Origin of the sequence: Mucilaginibacter gossypiicola, from assembly GCF_900110105.1 — a bacterium.
Lineage (GTDB): Bacteria > Bacteroidota > Bacteroidia > Sphingobacteriales > Sphingobacteriaceae > Mucilaginibacter > Mucilaginibacter gossypiicola.
In genome coordinates, this window is sequence record NZ_FOCL01000001.1 from 1,070,483 (window position 1) to 1,093,973 (window position 23,491).

A 23,491-nucleotide genomic window follows, 5' to 3' on the forward strand; every position below is an offset into this window, starting at 1 on the left:
GCTAACATTTTACGCGGGTAATATCAGTTGCCTGTTTTACTAAGAAAATAGCGAAGCCAAGGCTCCGTAGTTTACCATTATGGGCATTTCAGCGGGTTGGAATGAACAGTCAGAACCCGCTTTATTTAGTGTAAGCATAATGAAAGTAATCAACGTCAACACTACCGGTATCGTCCTTTGTATTGTAAGTGAATAAGGCCAACCGGTCGCCCCGGTAGGCCCCCCACCTTAATTGATAACTATCTCCGAACGGAGTAAATGTCACACCATCCGGGCTGTAGGAGTAATGACTTTTACCGTCCAATCCCCAAACAGATTTTAGCCAGATATTGTCTACAGTAATTTCGGGACCAATAGTAACTACTTCTTTGTTCATAAATATCAAATTTTTGACGGAGCCTTCACATTGAACGCCAATGGCGGAGTAGTTGGGAGCCCCAAAATGCGACAGTCCTGCTTTTTGCCCGCTTGTCATTCTGCTAATATCAATTTTAACACTTGCCTCGTTATGAGTGGTTCTATAAGTACGCTGCGTTAGGGTGTTACCGGCATTCAAAATATTATCGGCTAACGGCCGAAAAGCATAAAGCCGTAACCAGCCCTTTCGTTCTGTTAACGACCATTTATCCTGCCGTGGCTGATAATTCCACTCCCATTGTGGTTGCAATACTTGTGCCTCAAACTCATCATTGGTTTGCGGGCTAATTATTCTATTTGATTTTACCGGCTTTTTTGCAGACCATACCATCTCACCTATACCTGCGGTATCGGGGCTGCCTATGATAGGCCAACCTGCAATCCAATGAACCGGTAAGAGGCTTACAACCCTCCCCGACCAGTCGTCCCCCGTTCCGTGATGTGTGAGGAAATACCAGTCACCTTTAGTTGTTTGTATTAATCCGCCCTGATTGGGTTCATGAAAATGTAGTTGCACTTCACTCAGTTGTTGTGGTGTTTCATATGGGCCAGTAATTTTTCTTGCACGTTCCATCATCAGCGCACGTCCGCCAGCCCTTACCTCGCTAAAAAGGTGGTAGTAATAACCGTTGATTTTGTATAATTTATTAGCCTCGCTGCCTTTTGATTGATGAATAACCTTATCCGATTCCTTCAATAAGGATTTCCCATCAGCCGACATTTTAAACAGATGTATTTTATATCCGTCGCTAAAATTTGTACCGATAAGATATCCCTGGCCATCATCGTCCCAAAAAGGGCTGCAATCATCCCAGCCCTTTTCGGCCCACACCTTATGCACTGGCTCCCAGGGACCTTCCGGTTTAACCGATGAACTCATAAAATACCCTTCGTCCGGGTCCCCGAAGTACACCCAGAACCTGTTTTGATGATATCGTATTGCCCCAGCCCATACGCCCCTACCGTAACGATTCATCCTATCCCAGTTCATTTCAGGCGAGATAACCGAAATGTCATTTACTACGTGGCCAAGAATACTCCAATTAACAAGATCTTTTGAATGGAGAATAACAAAACCCGGGGAGTATTGAAAAGTAGAGGAAACTGCGTAATAATCATCGCCCACACGGATACAATCTATATCGCTGTAATCGCCGGGTAATACAGGGTTCCGAAAAGTACCATCGCGCTGATCTCCCCAGGATGTCCAGTTCCCCCATGCAGGAGCCGTTATAGCGGATTGTCCTGAAGAAGATAGATTAATGAAAACAAATGCAATTATACTTACTGTGAATACCCGCAATTTCATGTTGTTGATAAAGAAATGAGAAGTCAAAATACCGACACGCAATGACGCATTATATATAGTGCTTATCTTATTTTTTAGTATTAATTGGTCTGTTTGCAATAACCCATCACTGCAAACACTCAAAACTAAACTCAAAAACATAAAAAAAGTATTTCATAACCGACGTTTTCTTTCACATTTACGACCATAAAGGAAGTTAATCTATAGTAGCCAGCTCCCGCGTCTTCTACTTTAAATTGCTGATTTGCCCCCGCTAAATAATCCCATTGATCGACCTTTGTTTAATTGGCAGTGCCCCCAACCGGCAAATTCCAGCGCTTTAAAGCTGTTCCTGCTATAGATCTGATAATCCTGCCCTTATATACATTCTGCTATATCAAAGCAATTTGCATATTTGTGATTCAGATGATTAAAAGAAATTTAAAACATACTTTCTCGCTCCTTAACGTTGACTATGTGAGGCTTAACAGTAAATGGAATTATAGAAATGTAATAAGCCCATACTACCGTATTTATTATATAGATGATGGTGAAGGTGAAATATCAGATGCAGCCAGTTCATTAAAACTTGAACCAGGCTATCTGTACATCATTCCAAGTTTCACGCTATGTAACTTAGGGTGCAGTGATTATCTGGGGCAGTTTTTTGTTCAGTTTTTCGAAGATTCGATAGATGGGAGCTCGCTTTTTGCCAACAACAGGGCTGTATTGAAAACAAAAGCTACCGAAATGGATATTAACCTTTTTAACCGATTGCTTGAAATTAACCCGGGGAGGGGAATCAACCGGTCCGACAATCCCCAGGTGTATGAAAAAGATATTTATTATAAGGAATACCAGGAACTTAACAATCAACAAAACACATCAACATACCTGGAAACCCAAGGTATCCTGATGATGTTAACTGCAAAATTCCTGAACCCTCAGCTGTTCAAAAGCCCGGAACATAAACTTATCCCGGTAAAAATTGCAGAAACATTAAATTATATACTTGTTAATTTGCATTTGGACCTTTCGGTTCAGCTGCTTGCATCCCGGGCAAATCAAAATGTTGATTATTTTTCAAGACAATTTAAACAGCACACAGGAACCAGGCCATTAAATTATATCAATGAAAAACGCGTTGAGCGTGCACAGTACCTGATGGCAACAAGCAGGATGTCATATTCAGAAATCTGTACTCAAACCGGATTTGATAACCTTTCTTATTTTTCCAAAACATTCAAAAAACTTACCGGCATGTCGCCCAGTGAGTATAGAAAGCAGATGTACCAGGTTGGTTTTAATCATTGATCATTGAGATACGGATATCATAATAGCCCGGAAAAACATAGCTGTTATTAAAAAGCATGGTCTGAAATAACCATCGCCAATGCATTTATAGATACCAGGCCATAAATAATCAATATGTTATAGATCGTACAAGCCATCACCTTTACTTCAACATCAACAACCACTAAATAAACAAGTTACAATCAAATCCCAAATATAAACTTCGATTTAGCAACCTCGATTCTTTTCGACAATTCACATTTCTTCTCGCGCAAAAAGTCGGTTTCATACAAAAAAAAGTCCCATTAGGCCAATTATTTAGCTATTCTTTCAAAGAAATTTGGATAATTATCAATTATTGATCCGATAACGCAAATTGCTGATTAACCAATTATAGATAACCAGGTATAGAATTTCAATTAAAGCTCCGGCTATTCATCCGTATGGCTGATCAGCGTAGCTGTTTTTTCTAACGGTCAAACTTAATTATGAAGAGAAGAACACTAATAAAAGGCTTAGCCACAGGATTTTCATCCTTGTATCTGTCAAGGGCTCTTGGCAGTAGTTTACTGCAACCAAATTTAAATGCTGATATTGCCTCCGGCCCTTTTAAACCCGATTGGAGTTCATTGGCTCAATACCAGGTACCTGATTGGTTTCGCGATGCCAAGTTTGGCATCTGGGCACACTGGGGCCCGCAATGTCAGCCCGAACGCGGCGATTGGTATGCCCGAGGTATGTACCAGGAAGGCAGCGATCAGTATAAATATCATGTTCAAAAATATGGCCACCCTTCAAAATTTGGTTTTAAAGATGTTATTAACGAATGGAAGGCCGAAAATTGGAACCCCGAAGAACTGGTAGGCCTATACAAACAGGCCGGGGCCAAATATTTTATGGCGCTGGCCAATCACCATGATAATTTTGACCTTTACGATAGCAAATATCAAAGCTGGAACGCTACCAAACTGGGCCCCAAAAAAGACCTGATCGGCGGCTGGGCCAAAGCAGCCAAAGAGCATGGCCTGCCATTCGGCGTAACTGTACACGCCTCCCACCCCTGGACCTGGTATGAGGTTGCACAACGCTCAGATAAAAGCGGACCATATGCAGGCGTGCCTTATGACGGTAAACTCACCAAAGCAGACGGCGCGGGCAAATGGTGGAGCGGTTATGACCCGCAGGAATTATATGCACAAAATCATGCTCTGAGCACGGATAGCCTTAATGACAACAGCATGGGTGCTCACTGGGACTGGGGAAATGGCGCAAGTGTACCAAATAAAGCTTATTGTGATAAATTTTTGAACCGCACTATAGAGCTGATTGATAAATACGGCCCCGAACTGATCTATTTTGATGATACTGCGTTGCCTCTTTGGCCGGTAAGTGATGCCGGCTTAAAAATAGCAGCCCATATGTACAATACCAGTATTAAAAAGCATGGCAAACTACAGGCAGCACTCTTTGGCAAAGTATTGAATGAACAACAGCGCAAATGCATGATATGGGATATAGAGCGAGGGCAAAGCAACCAGATAGAGCCTTTGCCATGGCAAACTGATACCTGTATTGGCTCATGGCACTATGATCGCCGCATATTTGATAATAAAGGCTACAAAAGCGCCAAAACGGTAGTGCATACCCTGGTTGATATTGTAAGTAAAAACGGTAATCTACTCTTAAACATGCCATTACGAGGCGATGGCACACTTGATAGCGAAGAACGTGCAGTAGTTGATGGTATAGGTGCCTGGATGCAGGTTAACAGCGAGGCAATTTACGGTACCCGGCCATGGAAGGTATTTGGAGAAGGCCCGGCAACAGATTCGGCAGCGCCTATTAACGCTCAGGGTTTTAACGAAGGTAAAGGCAAACCGTTCGGGGCCGAAGACATTAGGTATACTACAAAAGGTAAAACTCTTTACGCTACTATGCTGGGTTGGCCTGCAGGGAACGAAGCCCTTATTAAAAAGTTAGCAAAAGGCAACCAATCAGGTAACATAAGCAGCGTAAGCCTGCTTGGAAACGATAAGTTAAGCTTTGAGCAAACTGAAGCGGGCCTTAAGGTAAAAATGCCTGAAAATGCTCCGTGTAAAGATGCATTCGTTTTAAAAATAGAAGGCGCTATTTAATCAATATCATGAACCTGAAAATTTGCTACGTCCTGATCACTGCTGTTTCATTGACAGTCCCTTCTTTAGCTCAAACTTTTAAGTTGGTATCGCCCGATAAAAAAAACGTTGTCGAGATAAACAATACCAACAGTCTGCAATATACTGTTTCCAGCAACGGCTTAACCATCATCCATCCTTCTTCACTGGGTTTCGAGTTTAAAAATGAACCGGCTATGGGTGCCAACATGACCGTAACCAATCATGTAGAGCACTCGGTTAGCCAAATCTGGGTACCGGTAGTAAAAACAAAGCACGGAACCGTAGCTGACCGTTATAATGAATTAGAGCTGTCACTGGTAGAAAAATCAGGGCCAATGCGCCGGATGAAGATCTGGTTCAGGGCTTATGATGACGGGATCGCCTTTCGCTACCAGTTATTCGGGGCCGATAACATCGGCGACCGGCAGATAGTAAGGGAACTGACCAGTTTCAACTTACCTGCCAAAGCAAAGACCTGGCTGGCAGACTATGGCAGTTATACCTCATCTCAAGAGACTGAATTTCAACCAAAAAACCTAAACCATATCACAGATAAAACAATTGCAGGCTTACCGCTGCTGGTGGAGTTAGATCAAAGCCATTATACTGCAATTACAGAGGCTAATATCGATAACTATCCAGGTTTTTATATCGGCTCGCTAAAAACAGATACCAACGCAACTGATAAAGTTGATCTGGTTACCAAATTATCCCCTCTGCCAGGCGAAAGTGAGAACGGGGTTAAGGCGCGTTTCGCTAATAACCTGCTCACACCCTGGCGTGTGGTAATGCTGGCAGCTTCGCCGGGTAAATTAATCGAATCGGAACTGATCCAGAACCTGAACCCTCCCTGCGCACTAAAAGATGCAAGCTGGATCAAACCTGGCATGAGCGCCTGGGATAACTGGTGGAGCGGTGAGGTAAAGATGGATATGCCTACAATTAAAAAGTACATCGACCTGGCATCGGCACAACATTGGCCTTACATGCTTATCGACTGGCAATGGTATGGTCCGTTTAACAAACCGGAAGCCGATATTACCAAACCTGCCCCGCAATTGAACATGCCTGAAATTTTAGCTTATGCCAAAGCCAAAAAAGTTAAATGCTGGCTATGGTTATACAGCTCGGATGTTAACCGCAATGATAATTTTGAAAAAGCTTTCCCGATTTACGAGCAATGGGGCATTGCCGGGGTTAAAATTGATTTTATGGACAGGGACGATCAGCAGATGGTGAACTGGTACCGTCGGATCATTAAAACAGCCGCACAATATCACCTGATGGTTGATTTTCATGGTGCTTATAAACCTGATGGCATTGACCGCACCTATCCCAACATGATAACCCGTGAAGGAGTTTTAGGAGAAGAATACTCCAAGTTTTCGACCAGGATAACAGCAGGGCACAACACCACCTTACCGTTCACCCGCATGCTGGCAGGGCCAATGGATTATACGCCTGGCGGGTTCTTGAATGTAAAGAAGAGTGAGTTCAGAAAAGGTAGTCCTACCCAGGTAATGAATAGCCGCTGTGCCGAACTGGCAAAATTTGTGATTTATGAAAGCCCGTTTACGGTTTACTGCGATGCACCTGAACATATTCTGGGCAAACAAGGAGCCGATTTTTTAAACAATATCCCTACCGTTTGGGATGACACGAAGGTGCTTGGCGGTTACCCGGGCCAATATGTCATTATCGCCAAAAGAAGCGGTAAAAACTGGTATATCGGCGCAATGACCAACGATGCAGAAAGGACAATTCAATTGAAAATGGATTTTTTACCATCGGGTAAATATACATTGTCGTCATGGGCGGATGTATTATCCTCACCTCAAAGTTTAACCCAGTCTGAAGGCAAGGTGTCAGCAAGTTCAGTTATAAATATCCATTTGGATACCTCGGGCGGATGGGTAGCCAAAATTACAGCCAATAAATAAGAATGGCCCTTTCACCCAGCAACAGAAACATAAAACATAATGATCCAATCATGACAAAGAATAAAACGCTCTTTCCATTTATATTAATTACCAGTTTATTCTTTTTGTGGGGTTTCGCCCATAACCTCGACCCTATATTGATACCGCACCTAAAAAAGTCGTTTACGCTTACAACAGTTCAGGCTACGTTGGTGGATTCCGCAGTGTTTATTGCCTACTTTTTGATGGCTTTGCCGGCAGGTTTCATCATGAAAAAATATGGTTACAAAACAGGCATTATAACCGGCCTGCTAATTTTCGCGTTTGGTTCTTATTTGTTTATACCTGCAGCCAATACGCAGCAGTACACATTTTTCCTGGTGGCCTTGTTTATCATTGCCTGCGGGTTGACCATTTTAGAAACTGCCGCCAATCCCTATGCTTCCTCATTGGGCGATCCCGCGACCTCTACACAAAGGCTTAACTTTGCACAATCATTTAACGGGTTGGCTGCTACCCTGGCCCCTATCATTGGTGGACGTATTATACTAACCAAAGGGTATACCGCGGCACAACTGGGTACAATGACAGAAGAAGGCCGAAAACTAGCGCTTGCCGCCGAGGCCTCTTCCGTGAAAATGCCCTATTTTATACTTGGCAGCGTGTTGGTAATAATTGCTATCATTTTCGCATTTACACATCTGCCCCGGATCCAACAGCATGAAGAGCATACGGCCAGTAAAAACATTTTCCATGCGTTAAAGCACCGTCATTTAGCCTGGGGTGTTGCCGCTCAGTTTTTTTATGTTGGCGCTCAGGTTTGTGTATTCAGTTTATTTATCCTTTATGCGACAAAATCTGCCAGCCTTACAGAAGTGCAAGCGACCTACTATCTCGGTTTATGCGGCGCTGCATTCCTGATCGGCAGGTTTATCGGCACATTTTTAATGCGATACTACAGCTCGGCAGGTTTACTGGCTGCCTATGGGGGTATTAATATCTTGCTTTGCGCGATAGCTATCTTAAGCCATGGTATGATCACCGTTTACACTGTAATTGGCATCTGCTTTTTCATGTCGATCATGTTCCCAACAATTTTTGCGCTGGGCATAAAGGACTTAAAAGCCGATACCGAATTTGGCAGCAGCCTGATCATTATGTCCATCGTTGGTGGTGCTGTTTTGCCAAGGATATTCGGTTATATCAGCGATGTAACCGGTAATATTCAATATGGCTATGTGGTACCATTGGTATGCTTTGCGGTAGTGGCCTTTTTCGGATTAAAAGGGCATCGTGTAAAAGTGAAGCCAGAAAATGTATCGGTTGCAGCTATCCTCTAACAATATCCATTTTCAATATGCAGGAAATTAATTTACCTAAAATAATTTTTGGAACCAGCGGATTAGGAAATCTATACGTAGCACTTTCTGACGAAGTTAAACGTTCAATTGTTGCTGAAAGCATCAGGTACTCCCCTAAACCTGCTGTATTTGATTCTGCCGGTAAATACGGTGCAGGGCTTGCGCTCGAATCGCTGGGAAGCGCACTGGCACAATTGAATGTAAAGCCTTCGGATGTAATAATCAGCAATAAATTAGGTTGGCTGCGTACCGAATTAAAAACATCCGAACCTACTTTTGAACCGGGCGTTTGGCGTGACCTGAAATACGATGCTGTTCAACAAATCAGTTATGAAGGCATCCTGGAATGCTACGAACAGGGAAATGAACTGCTGGGCAATTACCATGCAGAACTGGTATCTGTACATGACCCGGACGAATATCTTAACGCAGCGAGTAATGAGAGCGAACAAGCGCAACGCTACCAGGATATATTGGGAGCATACCGTGCATTAAATGACCTGAAGCGGGATGGTAAGGTTAAAGGCATCGGCGTAGGTTCGAAGGACTGGCGGATCATTAAAAAGATAGCCCATGATGTAAAGCTGGATTGGGCAATGATAGCTAATAGTATGACTGTTCACAGCCATCCCCCTGAATTAATAGAGTTTATGCAGGAGCTTGAAAAGCAGGGAACATTGATCATTAATTCAGCAGTTTTTAATGGCGGCTTTTTAACCGGATCAGCCTATTATAATTACCGGTTGACAGATCCGGTAAAAGACAAGCATTTATATAATTGGCGGGAATTATTTTATGGCTTATGTGCAGATCACAAAATAAAACCGGCAGATGCTTGTGTAGCTTTTGGGTTAAATGGGCCAGGCATTAAAAGTATCGCCCTGAATACTACTAATCCTGATAGGGTTGCACAAAATGTTGCATTGGCCACTTTAAAGGTCCCAGCACAATTTTGGAAAGAAATGAAACAATGCGGTTTAATTGACGAATCGTACGCTTCTATCTATCTGTAAAAAATTAAATATCACTATGAAAAGATACTGTTTGGCCCTTGATTTAAAGGATGATCCGCAATTGATAGCCCAATATGAGCATTGGCATAAGGCAGAAAATAGCTGGCCGGAGATACGCAAAAGCATACTGGATGCAGAAATCCTCGACATGCAGATCTATCGTACCGGAAACCGGTTATTTATGATTATGGAAACGAGTGATGGCTACGAGGCAAAAAGAAAAGAAGCAATGGATGCGCTTAATCCCAAAGTACAGGAATGGGAGCAGTTAATGTGGCTATTTCAGCAGCCCCTCCCCTGGGCAAAAGAAGGAGAGAAATGGGTACTCATGAAACAGATTTTCAAGCTTTAAAACAGATCAAATGCAGGTAATAGTTTGTGAGGAACCGGGAAGGTTAGCTTTTAAAGAACAGGAAAAACCCGAAATTAAAGAAGGCTATGCACAGATCAGGATCAGGAGAATAGGAATTTGCGGAACAGATCTGCATGCGTTTGAGGGAACGCAGCCATATTTTAGCTACCCGCGCGTTTTGGGCCATGAGCTTTCCGGCGAGTTGGTTGAAACAGGCGGCGCAGCAGGTTTTCAAAAAGGAGACGCTGTTACATTTATCCCCTATTTCAACTGCGGCTCCTGTATAGCATGCAGATCTGGCAAGCCTAATTGTTGCGCAAAGATCAATGTTTGCGGTGTGCATATTGATGGCGGAATGGCTGAATACCTGAATGTACCCACATACTCGCTTGTACGTGGCGAAGGTTTAAGCTATGATGAGCTGGCTTTAGTGGAGCCGCTGGCTATAGGTGCACATGGTGTAAGGCGGGCGGATGTTAAGCCGGGAGAGTATGTCCTGGTCATCGGCGCAGGCCCAATAGGCCTGGGCATCATGGAATTTGCCCGCATTGCCGGTGGCAGGGTGATTGCAATGGACTTAAATGCCGCGCGGCTTAAATTTTGCAGCGACAAATTAAAGGTAGATCACACCATCAATGTATCAACCGAAAACGCTAATGAGCGCTTGGCCGCAATAACGCAAGGCGATATGCCTACTGTAGTTATAGATGCAACCGGCAGCTTAAATGCAATTAATACTGGGTTTAACTATATGGCCCATGGAGCAAGATATGTACTTGTTGGCTTGCAAAAGGGTGAGATCAAAGTTAGCCACCCCGAATTTCATAAACGCGAGGCTACGCTGATGAGTAGCCGCAATGCTACCAGGGAGGACTTTGAGCATGTGATCGCATCAATAAAAAATGGGTTAGTGCAGCCGGGAAATTACATTACGCATAGCGTACGCTTTGATGAAGTGATAGATAACTTTGAAAGTTGGCTTGATCCTGCGAACGCAGTAATTAAAGCGATGATAGAGGTTTAAACAAAATCATTTATGATTTTATTTGCTGCCTAATAACGTTAGTTTAAATCTAATGTCATCATATTAACATCAGATTTAAACTAACGTTTTATTGAGCTACGATCTGTAAATCAACAGAATGAACCCGACGTATCGTCATTAAAATAATTTCTTTACATAATTACTGAAGCAGCCTGATTAACTTATTTTTTGTTTGCTCGTCTAATGACTTTAATGATCTTATTTCTTCGGGTACGAGTTTGTAAGAGTGTTCAAATTGCTTCAAATAATTAAAAAACTGAGCAGGATGATATCCTAATAAGCGATTGGTTTCCTCTGCAATGCCAAGATTTTCTGGAATGTACATACCCTCGTTACCATTATCGCCGCTTTTGAGCGCAGCCGTTATCATGGCCAGGCGTTTAAATTTCTCTACAAGTCCCGCCGTTACCTCAGGTGCCTGTACAGCATCATAGCTTATACGAATTTGCTGCGCAACCTTACAATCGTGATCAGGCAACAGGATATTTAAACACAAATTGGAGCCATCGTAATTCCAGCTGCCTTCCCGCTTTTCCGGATTAAATTGCAGCGACTTGCCGTTCAGCAATACTTTTGAAGGAGACTGAGTGCCGAACAATTTCACCGTAAAGTTTCTACGTTCCGGCATCGCCTGATACTTCCCAACGGCAGGATGTATATTTACAACCTGTTCAATGCCCGTCTTCTGCATCTCTATAGCTGTTGTGGCAAATTCGCTTCCATAATTTTTATCGTTTCCATTATCCTCGTAAAGCTGAAACTTGCCGGTAGCACCCGGAAAAATCCCTATGGTTAAATTACTGGGATTTTTGTCGAGGTTCTGTATCTGGTCATTGTACATGGGTATCACAGCGCCCGCTTTAACATATATGGGATATTCGTCGATAGAAAAGGAGCGCTCAATCACCTGCCCTCCCTTTAGCAAAGTTCCGGTTTGCCATTCATACCAGTCGTTTCCTGACGGAAGCCAAACTTTAACCGCAGCAAACCCATCCCGCGACGGCGTTGTTACCGGCCTGATCAGCATATTATCCCCAAACATGTATTCTTCCTTATAGATATATGATTCGGCCTGTTTTGCGTAATCGTAATACATGGGCCGGCAAAGTCCAATGCCTGTTTCAAAGGTTTTTCTGGACATGGTATAGATGTAGGGCACGAGCGCGTATCGCAGCCTGATGGCATCATGCTGAGGTTTGGCATATTCCGGCCCAAAATTCCAGATTTCTTTTTTGATCGCAGCATTTTTGGTAGAGTGCGTTCGCATAATCGGACTAAAACCCCCGTATTGCAGCCAGCGCGTATACAGCTCTGGCTCTACCCCTTTTTCATTCCCCTTGAGGATGTGCCCACCAATATCATGGCTCCAATAGGTGTACAAAACATTCGAAGCAGTGCTTGTAAAGTAGGGTTCATAGGCTAATGATTCCCACGACATAAAGGTGTCTCCCGAAAATCCTATCTGGTAACGATGATTACCGAGGCCTCCCCAACGGTGATACAACAACGGTCGCGTTTGACCATGCATGGCTTTATCAGTAAAAAAAGTATAGTTAAGCCACCATGTGTTACTTAGCGCCGGGATCTTACTATCATTTGGCCATTGTTGCCAATCCAACCACCAGAAATCAACGCCTGCTTTCTCTATCGGCCTTAATACAATATCGAACAGACCACGCATAAAAGCCTTGTTCGATGCTTCGAACGGAATCGGCTTCTTTTGAGAAGTGTCTGCTTTCATGTAGGCGACAAAACTGTTGTAGCGTTCTTCGGTTGGTTGGATCCCATCTGCAGGATGAAGGTTCAATGTTGTTTTCAAATGATTTTCTTTTGTCCATTTGAGAAACCCGGAAGGATCAGGGAAAAGGTTTTTATTCCAGGTGTAGCCTGTCCAACCTTTGGTATGCCAGTCCATATCAATTACCAAAACATCAGTAGGTACGTCAAACCGCTTAAGGTTCTGCACCAACTCCCGAAGTTCGTTATCTGAATAGCTCCAATACCGCGACCACCAGTAGCCAAACACATATCGTGGCAGCATCGGCACATGGCCTGCAATTTTACTAAAATCAAGTAAAGCAGATTTATAATCGTCGCCATAAGCAAGAAAATACCAGTCCAATTTTGGAGCGCCGGGGGTAGTTACCCAGGGCCAATCAGAATTATCCAATCTGAGGGATCGGGAATCGTCCAGAAAAAACCAGCCATCCCTGGAAAGGATCCCATCTTCCAGCTGGATCTTTTGCCTGCTGTACTGATCCAATTCACCATCCCGCCCGTCCAAAGTGCGGTAAGTCCCTTTTAAATTGTACTTCTGCTTTTGCCCTGGTTTCCAGGAAACCGTATCGGCATTCAAAAAACGGATCTTTAGATTGGTACTGTCGAACACCCCGGAATTGATTTTATAGGCAAGTTCGATCTTCTTCGTTTTCAGATGAAACCAGCTATTTTCTGTATGGGTGCTGAATGTTGGAACAGGAAGCTTACGGTTAACCACAACAAGCGAGGCCCTGTTATCATAACTTGCGGGCGGGCCCCATTGTAACCTTACCAGTTGATCAGTAAGCACAGTAAAGCGGGCATTCCCCAATTGTATTACCGCTTTAGGGTCTGGAGTTAATTGATTGCCGCTTTGGCCATATGTTTGGGTGCTGAGCAGAACGAGTGCCAAAACCACCGCTCTGAAAATTATAATTAGTTTTTGTTTATAGGTAACGATCATATAAATGAATATTTAAGTTGTGATTAGGAACACCCATCAGGATTGAGCATAGCATATCTGGCCGGGTTAAAAAATCCAGTTGTATCTGATATTAAAGGAAAAAATAAGGGTTATTATAAAATTAAAGAGTAAACGCAAACCTCCGTATTAAGCATTTGCTTCACGGTTTTTAACAGTCAATTTAAAGCGGTTGTCTTATTCAGAACAACCGCTTTATCAACTGACCGGGCTTAATCTTCTGCATGAATATTATTTCAAATCACTGGTAAAAGAGTTGTCGCCGTTATCTGGGCTTAGGTTACCATCCATAATTTTGCACCAACGCAGGATCAATATTGATCTCCGTTTGTGGTATTGGCATCAAGTAATGACGATCGGCAAAAACGCGCGTTTGGTCAACCACTGTTTTGTAAAACACAGCTACACCAGCCGCTTCGCTGTTTGCATCAAACCCGGTTGAGTTCAGTTCTTCAGGAGTTGGCCTCGCGTTCATGCCGTGCATATTTCCATTGTCTACAGTTTTGGCTATTAACCACCGGCGTACATCCCAAAAACGCTGATTCTCAAAGGCAAATTCAACACGTTTTTCATTTTGGATCCTTTTGCGCATGCCCTCTTTGGTATTATCAGACGCAATGATAGGCAGCCCTGGCATAGATACACGGCTTCTTACCGCATTTACGGCGTTGTACACGTCACTGTTAGGTGCCGACAAATACTCATTCATCGCTTCAGCATAGATCAAATAGATCTCGGCCAGGCGTATCAGCGGAAAATTGCGGTTAGCACTGCCGTTACCCTTTAAATTAACAGCAGGGTCGGCCCATTTTCGCCAGTTATAACCTGTTTCGCAGTTAGTACCGGGTTTAGGCCATCCGTCGCAGCCTCCGCCATTATTGCCAAACCAGGCAAATTTCAATGGCCGTGCATTGTTGGTATAATTCCAAACATCGTACTGAAAAAATATAGTGGCATAAAAGCGGGGATCCCTGTTTTTATACATGTTCGAAATATTGGAAACTGATGTGTTCCTCACACCATCCCAAAGCTGGCCATTCCAAAAGCCTGTGGTTTGATAACCGGATTGAGCATCGGTTATTGGTCTGCCGTTGTTCATTTCGTAAGCATCAACCAGTTCCTGAAAAACACTCATCTTTCCGTTGCCATTAACGGCGTTCCCATCCCGACCGTTGGGCATATAAGTGCCTTCAAAATCGCGGTTACTTCCAATGATCAGCGGCAATATGATCTCATTATAATTACGGGTAAAAAATAATTGAGCGTAGTTATCAACCGGGTTGGATGGGTTTGGATTGGATAATGAATAGGTGTTCAGGTTCAACACTGCTTTAGCCGCATTGGCTGCTAATAGCCACTTATTATTATCATAAGCTTGTGGAAACAACTGGGTTCCGTCTGTATTTTTAACGCCGGCATACATGGTATTACCATTAAATAAAGGACTGGCCGCATAAAGTAAAGCGCGTGCTTTTAGGGCTAAGGCCGCTCCTTTGGTAATGCGCCCGTAATCGGCTGAGCCACTGCCATAATTTACAGGTAAAATTTCGGCAATGGCATCGCACTCCGAAGTGATAAATTTCACCACTTCGTCAACCGTGTTTCTTGACGTGGTGGTAGCAGCCGGATCGGTAGTAGCTAAAACTGTGTTTACCAAAGGTACTGCACCGTATCTTCTGAACAATTCGAAATACTGATTGGCTCGCAGAAACCTTGCCTCGGCTTTGTAAGCCGGGATCCTTGGCGCGTAATAATCACTCCGGGAGGCAGGGATAGGAGTTTTATCAATACTTGCTAAAAAAATATTGGCCGAACGGATGTATTGATAAGCGCTGCCCCAAATGTCAAGCGAGTTGTTGGTAGCATTCCAGGCTCCTGAGTTAAAAGACAATTCGGGCACGTTTTCCCAATGATTTTTGCACTCATCGGTACAGGCACCTAAAATCGTTCCGCCACCATGGATGAATTGAACATCGTTGTTGTTTAAGGATTTATATAAGTGGACCCAGGCATCTTCGGCATTTTGAATATTGCTAAAAACAGCATCCTGGGTAACGAGTTCTGTAGGCACTACATTGAGATATTTCTTGCAGGAAACCACAGTGATGCAGGCAATTAAAAACAGATATATAAGTTTATTGCTTTTCATGTTGAATGTTTTAAAATGTAAATCTTAAACCGGCGTTGATTACCTTTTGCTGCGGATAGGTTCCAGTACCGTTGTTGCCAATTTCAGGGTCGAAATTGAAATCTTTAAGCTTGCTCCAGGTTAACAGGTTAATACCGTTCACAAAAATGCGCGCGTTATCTATTCCTATCTTTTTCATCCAGGTTGAGGGCAAGGTATAGCCCAGTTCAACAGTTTTTAAACGGAGGTAATTTGATGAATAGATCCAGAAAGTAGATGCCTGCTGGTTGTTTACATTATCGGCAGATGAAATACGCGGGAACATATAATTAGCATCCGGGTTTGAGGCTACCCAGTGGTTGTCAACAACCTGTGTTAACGCACTGGCAAATCTCGAAAAGGCATATACCCCTGATCCGGAGAGTAAAGTAGAACCACCCAAACCTCCCTGGAATAATACACTTAAATCAAAATTAGCGTAGTGATAACCCAATGCTACACCAAACTGCGATTTTGGATTGGCCACTTTACCTGGAAGATAGCCTGCATCAAGGCTGTTAATAACGCCGTCGCCATTCAGATCTTTATATTTAATATCGCCGGGTTTGGTAACGCCGAGGCTTGATTGCGAAGGGCTGTTGTCAATATCCTGCTGGCTTTTAAACAATCCGAGGGCTGTATACCCATAAATCTCGTTGATGCTGGTACCTTTTAAGGCCTGCCATTCGCGACCGGGGTAATCGGGTTGGGCATAAAACAGGATCTTGTTGGCGGCGTAGGCGTAATTGATGGTGATGCTATACCCCTGTTTTTTGTTAAAGTCATGCCTGTGTGTAATTGAGATTTCATACCCCCGGTTATCGGTTATGCCCGCGTTAACCGCTGGTATCTGTGGCAAGCCAATAAATGCGGGTATCAATTGAGAGGTGGCCAGGATATTATTACGGCGTTCTTTAAACACATCTGCAGAAAGCGAGAACATCCCTTTCCATAAACTCAGATCGAGGCCAACGTTTAGTTTTTTTGATCGTTCCCAGGTTAAAAGGGTATTCCCTGCCTGGCCTTCCAGGTAACCGTCATAGCCGTTTCCATCGCTATTAAAACCAAACTTGTAAGCATTACTTTCTTTTACCCAGGTGCTTAAGTAAAGAAACCTGCTCGATCCTATTTTATCATTACCAACAATACCGTACGATCCCCTTAATTTAATTTGATCAATAAAGCTAAGTGATGGATTGTCTTTAATAAAATGCTCATTTGATGCTATCCAACCTGCCGAAACCGCCGGAAAAAATCCAAACCGGTGCCCCGCCGCAAAGTTTTCAGACCCATTATAACCAAAGTTGAACTCGGCAAGGTAACGATCATCATAAGCGTAAGCGGCACGGCCCAAAACGCCCTGGTATTTATAAGGCAAACCAGCGCTCGCATTTCCAACGCCACCACCTACGGCATCAAAAAAGCTCGACTGGTTATAGATGGCCATTGCTTTTACAGAGTGTTTGCCAAAATCGCGATCATAATTAATATAGGCTTCCAGTACTGTGCGGCGCGATCCGTTGGCATTTACATCGTACCCGAGGGTACCATTGCCGTTGTTCACAATTACATAATGCCCGTTGGCGGCCAAATCGGTTTCGGTATCGGCAACTCCCTGGTTCAATAAATATTGATAAGTGATATTAGATAAGGACCTGCTTACGTTCCGGAAGTTATCGTTATCAAAAGATAACCGAACACGCGTACTCAGGCCTTTGGTTAACCAACCCAGATCCCATTTGAAACCAGCTGTTGATTGCAGTGAGGTTTCAAAGTTCCGTTGATAACCCGATTGTGTTAGGTCGACATAAGGTGATTGATTAGTGTTAGGCGCTGCACCCGGCGAACCATCGGGGTTGGTAATCGGGTAATACCATGAAGGCGTTTGTTTAATATCGTTAAAGATCTGCGATGCATTTGCACCCGGGTAATTCCTGTCATATACTATGGCGCCCAGGTTAAGCTCCATCGACAGGTTTTTGGTAAGGTTTAGATCGATATTTGAACGGAAGTTGTATTTGTGGGTTATGGCCTGGATATCGTACTGGCTTACCGCGTCTTCATAATTATATAAACCATTTTGCTGCAGATAGGATAAGGAGATAAAATATCTTGTTTTTTCGGTACCGCCGGTCACGTTCAAATTACCCTGCGACAGGTAGGAAAACGGCTTTAACATTGTTTTTGTCCAATTGACATTTGGGTACAGATATTGATAGGCCGGATATGTTCTGTCGCGGTATTTATTCAATAAAACATCAGTATAGGCGCTGGTATCTGCAAACAGGCCGTCGTTTACCAGGCCTTCTTTATAAAGCTTGCGGCCTGTATACGAATCAACATATTGCGGCAGTGCGGTTGGCGACTGCCAGCCATTTTGAGCCGTTGCAGAGATACGTGATGTGCCTATTTTCCCGCGTTTGGTGGTCACCAGCACAACGCCATTGGCGCCTTGTATGCCATATATTGCAGTAGAGGCCGCATCTTTCAGGATACTTACACTCTCTACCTCATTGGCATCCAGGCCGCTAAAATCCCTCTGAATACCATCAACGAGGATCAATGGCGCAGAATTATTGGTTGTACCAAAGCCCCTGATATTTAAATAGGATCCATCAGCTCCCGGCTCACCGCTATTTTGAATGGTTAATAAGCCTGGTAAGCGACCGGCCAGCGCATTACTTAAATTAGCAACAGGGCTTTGCTGTAACTCTTTGGTGCCAACGGCAACTATGGCACCTGTTACCCGTTCTTTCCGCTGGGTGCCGTAGCCTACCACAACAATTTCCTGCAAGCCGGTGCCCGGACTAAGCGCAATAATACCGAGGTCTTTAGCTACCTGAACTTCTTTGGTTACGTAACCTATAAAAGAGATGACAAGCGTACTATTGTCGGGAATGTTTTTAAAGGCAAATTCACCTTTTTCATTGGTGGTCATCCCCTGCGCTGTTCCTTTGATTTTTACAGAAGCGCCGGGCAAAGGTTTGCCCGTTTCGTCTACCACGGTTCCTTTAACTTCGATATTTGCAACAGCGGCTTTGTTTTTATCGGCATCGGTCGCATTAGCTTCTCCGTTGCCTTTTATGACAATGGTTTTTTCGGCAAAACTATATGATAGTGCCTGCCCCTTTAACAAAAGATCGAGCACATCCCTGATATCGGCATCTTTAACGCTGATAGATACGGGAGGGCTATTTTGCAACAGCTTGTTCTTATAAAAGAAGGTATAGCCGCTTTGCTTATTGATATCCTTTAATATTTTTTCGAGCGATACCCCGTTTTCTGACAAGGTGATCTTTTGGGCGAACACATCTGCTTTAACTTGAAAAGTAAAAGCAATCGTTAACAAAATAATTAGCTTCATCACTAAAAATGTTCTTCGACATAAAAACAGAAATTCGCAGTTTTTTGAACTACGTTGATTAATTTTCATAGTTTCGTTAGGTTTTTGGTTTGATTAAAATTGAACTGTGTCGGTTTTCTATTAATCTCTGATCCAGAAACTACCGCGCAAGCGGAGTCAGCCGGTTGTGTTGGAAGCACTGCCGGCATTTTTTTTGAATGAGATTTTGATGGAAGCTTTTTAAGTATCTTTTTTCTTCATCGTAATTGGGTTTTGAGGTTAATAATTGGTTATTGGTTTTATGATTGTATTTTGGGGATTATAAGCTGTTATTGGGAAACAATAAGTTTTCGTCCGTTCAGTTTTACATTGATATCGTCCAGTTTCAGGATTTTGAGTACTTCAGAAAAAGCCGCATTCCTGGGAATTTCGCCGTTATAGGTATCGTTGCCTATCTGGCCCTGATATTCTACCTCAACATTGTACCACCTTGAAATTTTACGCATAACATCATGGATATCAGCGTTCCTAAATAGGATCAGGCCGTTTTTCCATGCCACAAACTCATCAGCATCAACAGTTTGTTTAGATAATTGATCATTTTTAAAAACTGCCTGCTCATTGGGTTTTATAATTATTTCTGTAGCTGCAGAAGTTGAAGTCCGGCTCTTTCCATAAACTTTAACGCTACCTTCCAGCAGGGTTGTTTTCACTGCGTCCTCATCCTGATAAGCATTGATATCAAAGTGTGTACCGAGCACCTGTACCAGCTGGCCAGTGCTGACCACTTTAAATGGCCTGCGAGCATCATGTGCAACCTCAAAATACGCTTCGCCCGAAAACTCAACCACTCTTTCACTGCCTGCAAAATCAACCGGAAATTTGATTATACTGCCGGCATTTAGCCAAACCTTTGTGCCATCTGCCAGTATCAGCTGATACTTTCCGCCACGGGGAGTTGTCAAAACGTTGTAAGGCTGTGGAGAACCGGTAATTTCGGTCGTATTTTTCTGATAGGTCACACTGCTATCTACATCATTATTGGCAGAAACATGATTAAGCGTAAACAATCGTCCCTTTTTTGACCCATCAAGCGTAATTTGTTTTCCGTCGGCAAGCGTTAGCGTAGCTTTATTGCTGCCGGGCTTAATGATGTTTTTATCGGATGTTAATTCGTAAGGTTTAGTATTTCCGCCGAAATACTTAATGGCTACAAGTAATCCTCCAAGAGCAAAAATTATGACTGCTGCGGCCCACCAACGTACCGGCGTAAGCCTTTTTACCTGGTTTTTAGAAAGTCTGTTATGCAAATCTATCTTCAGACGTCTCTCAACTTCCCCTTTATCTCCGAAATCAGAGATCCAGGGGATATCGGACAAATCGAAGTTGTCACGATATTCTTCAAATAATTTTTGCTCTTCCGGCGTGCAGTTGCCCGAAGTGCAGCGCTCATATAATTTAATAAATTCTTCGTATGACATGGCTATAACGGTTATTCTTATAGACAATTCTCCCCGGTATAACTCACACACTTTTTTATTTTTTTTAGATTTTTTTCATGCAATCGATAACAGGCAGCCAGCTATCCCTCAACAATAAAAGTTTGTTATTAAATTGCACGGTTCAAGCTTAGATTGAAATCCTTTTAAATGAACTATCCTCAACAAACAGATGAAGATTTATTTGCAGCAGTTAAACGCCATGATAAAAAAGCGTTTAACCAGCTCTATGATCGTTATTGGGAGGTGGTTTATAAAAAAGCTTTTTCTTATTTACATGATACCGAAACCTGTATGGGTATTGTGAACGACATATTTGTTAACATATGGGAAAAGAGGGAGGTGTTAAACATTATTACATTCAAAAATTACCTCACATCCGCTGCCCGCTACCGTGTATACAATTCCATTAAAGCAAGCAGTGCATCGCCATTGAAATATGTTGAAGACTATGAAAAGCTGGATGATTTAAGTGTTGTATATAACAATGCCGAAAGCAATTTCCAGGCGGATGAACTAAGCACTGATCTTGACAAATTGCTTGACAAACTGCCGGCAAGGTGTAAAGAGATTTTCCTTTTAAGCAGGGTTAGCCAACTGACCAATACTGAGATTGCCGAGCGGCTGTCCATTTCAAAAAGGGCGGTTGAAAATCAAATTTCCCTCGCTGTCAAATACTTGAAACCGCATTTCAAGCATTATCCAACCGTGTTACTTGTTGCAAAATTGATCCTTGTACATGCCAAACTCCGGTTGTGAGCCGCATTCATAACTTACTAAAGTCAAAGGGTGGCATCTAAAGGCTACCACTCCCTTTAAGGAAATATGCTTTTTATGCTTTGATCACATCTGTACCGAAACGCCCTGTTTCAAGTTCCCGGTTTCCGAATCAATAAAATAAAAAACTAATTGATTATCAATTAGTAAAAAAACAAAAGCAAGAATATCAGCTGTTCGACGGGGGCTCTCCTCGCCACTTAAGGCTATTCTGAATTAAAAGCATCTCCTTAAGTGCCTGAATATTATTGAATAACTGATAGTTAATATTCTTTGCAAATTGTGAACAACCTAATGATGAATAATAGCATCATTGCTGATATTATTATAAGTCTCAGCCAACAAATCCTGATGTAAATCATGGCCCCGAATTAATTTTCCCAAACCTGAAATTCTTTAGTGCTACCTGTGCCCGCATAAAAATGCAGGCCCAGCACATTCAACGCTAAATAATACAGAATACCACCCGCCAAACCAGGGTTGATTACGAAGCTTAAATTATTCAAATATCAACAAAAAGATCCCCCCGTTTGCGACATACAACGTTTTTTACTTGTTCCAAAAAAACATAAACAATTGATTACTTGACAGATAAGCCAATGGCATCAAAAGTGCCTATAGGATGATGACAAAACTTAAAACAACATGAAATCACCAATTAAAAATGTAGTGCTGGTACACGGTGCATTCGCAGACGGATCAGGCTGGGAGCCGCTGTTCCATGTATTAACAGACAAGGGCTTCAATGTACTTGTTGTACAAAACCCACTGAGTTCGCTTGAAGATGATGTTCGCCAGACCCAGCTTGTTCTGGACAGAATTGGCGGGCCAGCCGTGCTGGTTGGCCACTCATGGGGCGGTGCGGTGATCACTGAAGCCGGCAATCACCCTAATGTAGCTGCGCTGGTATATGTTGCAGCCTTCCAGCCAGACAATGGAGAATCGGCACTTCACTGGATCCAGACTATAGCGCCCTCGCCAGAAAACGGTATCCTGCCCCCGGATGATAATGGTGTTGTTTATAATGAAAAATCAAAGTTTCACGCCGGTTTCTGCGGCGATCTTGACGCCAGGAAAGCTGCATTCATGTATGCATCGCAAGGTGCGTTTTACGCCAGGGCATTTACTTCGCCCATCACCAACGCGGCCTGGAAAACCAAGCCATCATGGGGCTGCATCGCCACGGAGGATAAAACCATTAACCCGGATATACAGCGTAATATGTACAGCCGCTCGAACACCAAGACGAAAGAGATTAAAGGCAGCCACGTGATCTTCATGTCTCAGCCTGAAGCAGTGGCCGAAGTTATTATTGAAGCAGCCGAAAGCGTATCAAACTAAATAATCATATCCAACAAATCCATGTTCCGGCAGATATAAATTTCCAAAGGGCATAAATTATCAATCTTTAAAAATTTAAAATTATGAGCACAACAAAAAAACCTTCAATCGTATTATGCCACGGTATATGGGCAGATGCATCATGCTTCAACAAGTTACTTCCTAAATTAATAGCCGACGGGCATGAAGTAATCTCAGTTCAATATGGCCTGACTTTTTTTGATCATGATGTTGCAGCAATTAAACGTACGATCAGCCGCGTAAGCAGCCCTGTTATACTGGTTGGTCACTCATATGGCGGTGCTACTATTACTGCCGCGGCAAATGATGAGCGCGTTGTTGGCCTGGTATACATTGCTGCAGTGGCACCTGCTCCCGGTGAAACGGTTAATACCCAGTTAAATAAATTCCCGTCTGATATTTTCACCCGTATTGAAGTTGCCGATGGCCGTGTTTGGATGCTTCCGTCGGGTACCGAGTTCTTTGCCGGTGACCTTCCGGAAGATGAGCAAAAAGTAGTTTGGGCTACCCATTATGCACCAGCTGCGGATCTGTTTGATCAGCAAAACATAGAAGTTAACACCTGGGATACTAAACCAAGCTGGTACATATTATGTACCGAAGACCACACGGTTCACCCGGATCTTCAGCGCTGGGTTTCTAAACGCATGGGTGCAAAAGTGACCGAGATTAAAAGTAGCCACGTGCCAATGCTGTCGCACCCTGACGTAGTTGCAGACGTTATTAATCAGGCAGCAGCAGCTGTATAAGAGATAAACT

General features: G+C 43.1%; 15 protein-coding genes. 10 read left to right on the forward strand and 5 right to left on the reverse strand.

The genetic code is table 11. The annotated features are described in order from the left end of the window. Nucleotides 1-121 precede the first annotated feature (121 nt). Complete coding sequence (locus BMX50_RS04440; protein WP_091208164.1) at nucleotides 122-1,726, reverse strand: glycoside hydrolase family 43 protein; 1,605 nt, start codon at nucleotides 1,724-1,726, stop codon at nucleotides 122-124. A gap of 405 nt (nucleotides 1,727-2,131) precedes the next feature. Here BMX50_RS04440 and BMX50_RS04445 point away from each other — a divergent pair, with 405 nt between their 5' ends. From BMX50_RS04445 to BMX50_RS04475, 7 genes are all read left to right on the forward strand, one after another. Next, nucleotides 2,132-3,019, forward strand: coding sequence for a helix-turn-helix domain-containing protein (locus BMX50_RS04445; RefSeq protein ID WP_091208627.1), 888 nt, complete (start codon nucleotides 2,132-2,134; stop codon nucleotides 3,017-3,019). Between the two features lie 467 nt (nucleotides 3,020-3,486). Beyond that, nucleotides 3,487-5,133, forward strand: a complete 1,647-nt coding sequence (locus tag BMX50_RS04450; protein ID WP_091208166.1) for an alpha-L-fucosidase — start codon at nucleotides 3,487-3,489, stop codon at nucleotides 5,131-5,133. An 8-nt stretch (nucleotides 5,134-5,141) separates the two neighbouring features. Next, nucleotides 5,142-7,094 carry a glycoside hydrolase family 97 protein gene (locus BMX50_RS34735; RefSeq protein WP_091208169.1) on the forward strand — a complete coding sequence of 651 codons (1,953 nt, stop codon included), beginning with the start codon at nucleotides 5,142-5,144 and terminating at the stop codon, nucleotides 7,092-7,094. A gap of 50 nt (nucleotides 7,095-7,144) precedes the next feature. Beyond that, a complete protein-coding gene (gene fucP / locus BMX50_RS04460; RefSeq protein WP_091208629.1) occupies nucleotides 7,145-8,413 on the forward strand; it encodes an L-fucose:H+ symporter permease in 1,269 nt (422 codons plus the stop codon). A gap of 17 nt (nucleotides 8,414-8,430) precedes the next feature. Next, on the forward strand, nucleotides 8,431-9,447 hold the full coding sequence (locus tag BMX50_RS04465; protein WP_091208172.1) for an aldo/keto reductase: 1,017 nt from the start codon (nucleotides 8,431-8,433) through the stop codon (nucleotides 9,445-9,447). A 16-nt stretch (nucleotides 9,448-9,463) separates the two neighbouring features. Beyond that, entirely contained in the window at nucleotides 9,464-9,799 is a 336-nt protein-coding gene (locus BMX50_RS04470) for an L-rhamnose mutarotase (protein WP_091208174.1), read from the forward strand. A 10-nt stretch (nucleotides 9,800-9,809) separates the two neighbouring features. Further along, a complete protein-coding gene (locus BMX50_RS04475; protein ID WP_091208176.1) occupies nucleotides 9,810-10,823 on the forward strand; it encodes a zinc-binding alcohol dehydrogenase family protein in 1,014 nt (337 codons plus the stop codon). A 160-nt stretch (nucleotides 10,824-10,983) separates the two neighbouring features. On the opposite strand, the gene BMX50_RS04480 is transcribed toward BMX50_RS04475, so the two are convergent. The 4 genes from BMX50_RS04480 to BMX50_RS04495 all read right to left on the reverse strand — a co-directional run bounded on the left by BMX50_RS04480 (nucleotide 10,984) and on the right by BMX50_RS04495 (nucleotide 20,575). After that, nucleotides 10,984-13,566, reverse strand: a complete 2,583-nt coding sequence (locus BMX50_RS04480) for a glycoside hydrolase family 31 protein (RefSeq protein ID WP_091208179.1) — start codon at nucleotides 13,564-13,566, stop codon at nucleotides 10,984-10,986. Between the two features lie 298 nt (nucleotides 13,567-13,864). Continuing rightward, nucleotides 13,865-15,733: a RagB/SusD family nutrient uptake outer membrane protein gene (locus BMX50_RS04485; RefSeq protein ID WP_091208182.1), complete on the reverse strand. Its 1,869-nt coding sequence runs from the start codon at nucleotides 15,731-15,733 to the stop codon at nucleotides 13,865-13,867. Between the two features lie 10 nt (nucleotides 15,734-15,743). Continuing rightward, entirely contained in the window at nucleotides 15,744-19,115 is a 3,372-nt protein-coding gene (locus tag BMX50_RS04490) for a TonB-dependent receptor (protein WP_167667806.1), read from the reverse strand. 308 nt (nucleotides 19,116-19,423) lie between these two features. Further along, nucleotides 19,424-20,575 carry a FecR family protein gene (locus tag BMX50_RS04495; RefSeq protein WP_091208188.1) on the reverse strand — a complete coding sequence of 384 codons (1,152 nt, stop codon included), beginning with the start codon at nucleotides 20,573-20,575 and terminating at the stop codon, nucleotides 19,424-19,426. 168 nt (nucleotides 20,576-20,743) lie between these two features. Between BMX50_RS04495 and BMX50_RS04500 the strand changes: the two genes are divergently transcribed. The 3 genes from BMX50_RS04500 (at nucleotide 20,744) to BMX50_RS04510 (ending at nucleotide 23,481) form a co-directional block, all read left to right on the forward strand. Continuing rightward, complete coding sequence (locus tag BMX50_RS04500) at nucleotides 20,744-21,352, forward strand: sigma-70 family RNA polymerase sigma factor (RefSeq protein ID WP_091208191.1); 609 nt, start codon at nucleotides 20,744-20,746, stop codon at nucleotides 21,350-21,352. A 663-nt stretch (nucleotides 21,353-22,015) separates the two neighbouring features. After that, nucleotides 22,016-22,711 (forward strand): alpha/beta hydrolase, encoded by a 696-nt coding sequence (locus BMX50_RS04505; RefSeq protein ID WP_091208193.1) that lies wholly within the window; start codon nucleotides 22,016-22,018, stop codon nucleotides 22,709-22,711. A gap of 83 nt (nucleotides 22,712-22,794) precedes the next feature. Next, a complete protein-coding gene (locus tag BMX50_RS04510) occupies nucleotides 22,795-23,481 on the forward strand; it encodes an alpha/beta hydrolase (protein WP_091208196.1) in 687 nt (228 codons plus the stop codon). Nucleotides 23,482-23,491: the final 10 nt, after the last annotated feature.

Excerpts from the sequence above, each read along its gene's own strand:
- BMX50_RS04440 (WP_091208164.1), bottom strand. The coding sequence starts at position 1,726 with ATGAAATTGCGGGTATTCACAGTAAGTATAATTGCATTTGTTTTCATT.
- BMX50_RS04445 (WP_091208627.1), top strand. The coding sequence starts at position 2,132 with ATGATTAAAAGAAATTTAAAACATACTTTCTCGCTCCTTAACGTTGAC.
- BMX50_RS04450 (WP_091208166.1), top strand. The coding sequence starts at position 3,487 with ATGAAGAGAAGAACACTAATAAAAGGCTTAGCCACAGGATTTTCATCC.
- BMX50_RS34735 (WP_091208169.1), top strand. The coding sequence starts at position 5,142 with ATGAACCTGAAAATTTGCTACGTCCTGATCACTGCTGTTTCATTGACA.
- fucP (WP_091208629.1), top strand. The coding sequence starts at position 7,145 with ATGACAAAGAATAAAACGCTCTTTCCATTTATATTAATTACCAGTTTA.
- BMX50_RS04465 (WP_091208172.1), top strand. The coding sequence starts at position 8,431 with ATGCAGGAAATTAATTTACCTAAAATAATTTTTGGAACCAGCGGATTA.
- BMX50_RS04470 (WP_091208174.1), top strand. The coding sequence starts at position 9,464 with ATGAAAAGATACTGTTTGGCCCTTGATTTAAAGGATGATCCGCAATTG.
- BMX50_RS04475 (WP_091208176.1), top strand. The coding sequence starts at position 9,810 with ATGCAGGTAATAGTTTGTGAGGAACCGGGAAGGTTAGCTTTTAAAGAA.
- BMX50_RS04480 (WP_091208179.1), bottom strand. The coding sequence starts at position 13,566 with ATGATCGTTACCTATAAACAAAAACTAATTATAATTTTCAGAGCGGTG.
- BMX50_RS04485 (WP_091208182.1), bottom strand. The coding sequence starts at position 15,733 with ATGAAAAGCAATAAACTTATATATCTGTTTTTAATTGCCTGCATCACT.
- BMX50_RS04490 (WP_167667806.1), bottom strand. The coding sequence starts at position 19,115 with ATGAAGCTAATTATTTTGTTAACGATTGCTTTTACTTTTCAAGTTAAA.
- BMX50_RS04495 (WP_091208188.1), bottom strand. The coding sequence starts at position 20,575 with ATGTCATACGAAGAATTTATTAAATTATATGAGCGCTGCACTTCGGGC.
- BMX50_RS04500 (WP_091208191.1), top strand. The coding sequence starts at position 20,744 with ATGAACTATCCTCAACAAACAGATGAAGATTTATTTGCAGCAGTTAAA.
- BMX50_RS04505 (WP_091208193.1), top strand. The coding sequence starts at position 22,016 with ATGAAATCACCAATTAAAAATGTAGTGCTGGTACACGGTGCATTCGCA.
- BMX50_RS04510 (WP_091208196.1), top strand. The coding sequence starts at position 22,795 with ATGAGCACAACAAAAAAACCTTCAATCGTATTATGCCACGGTATATGG.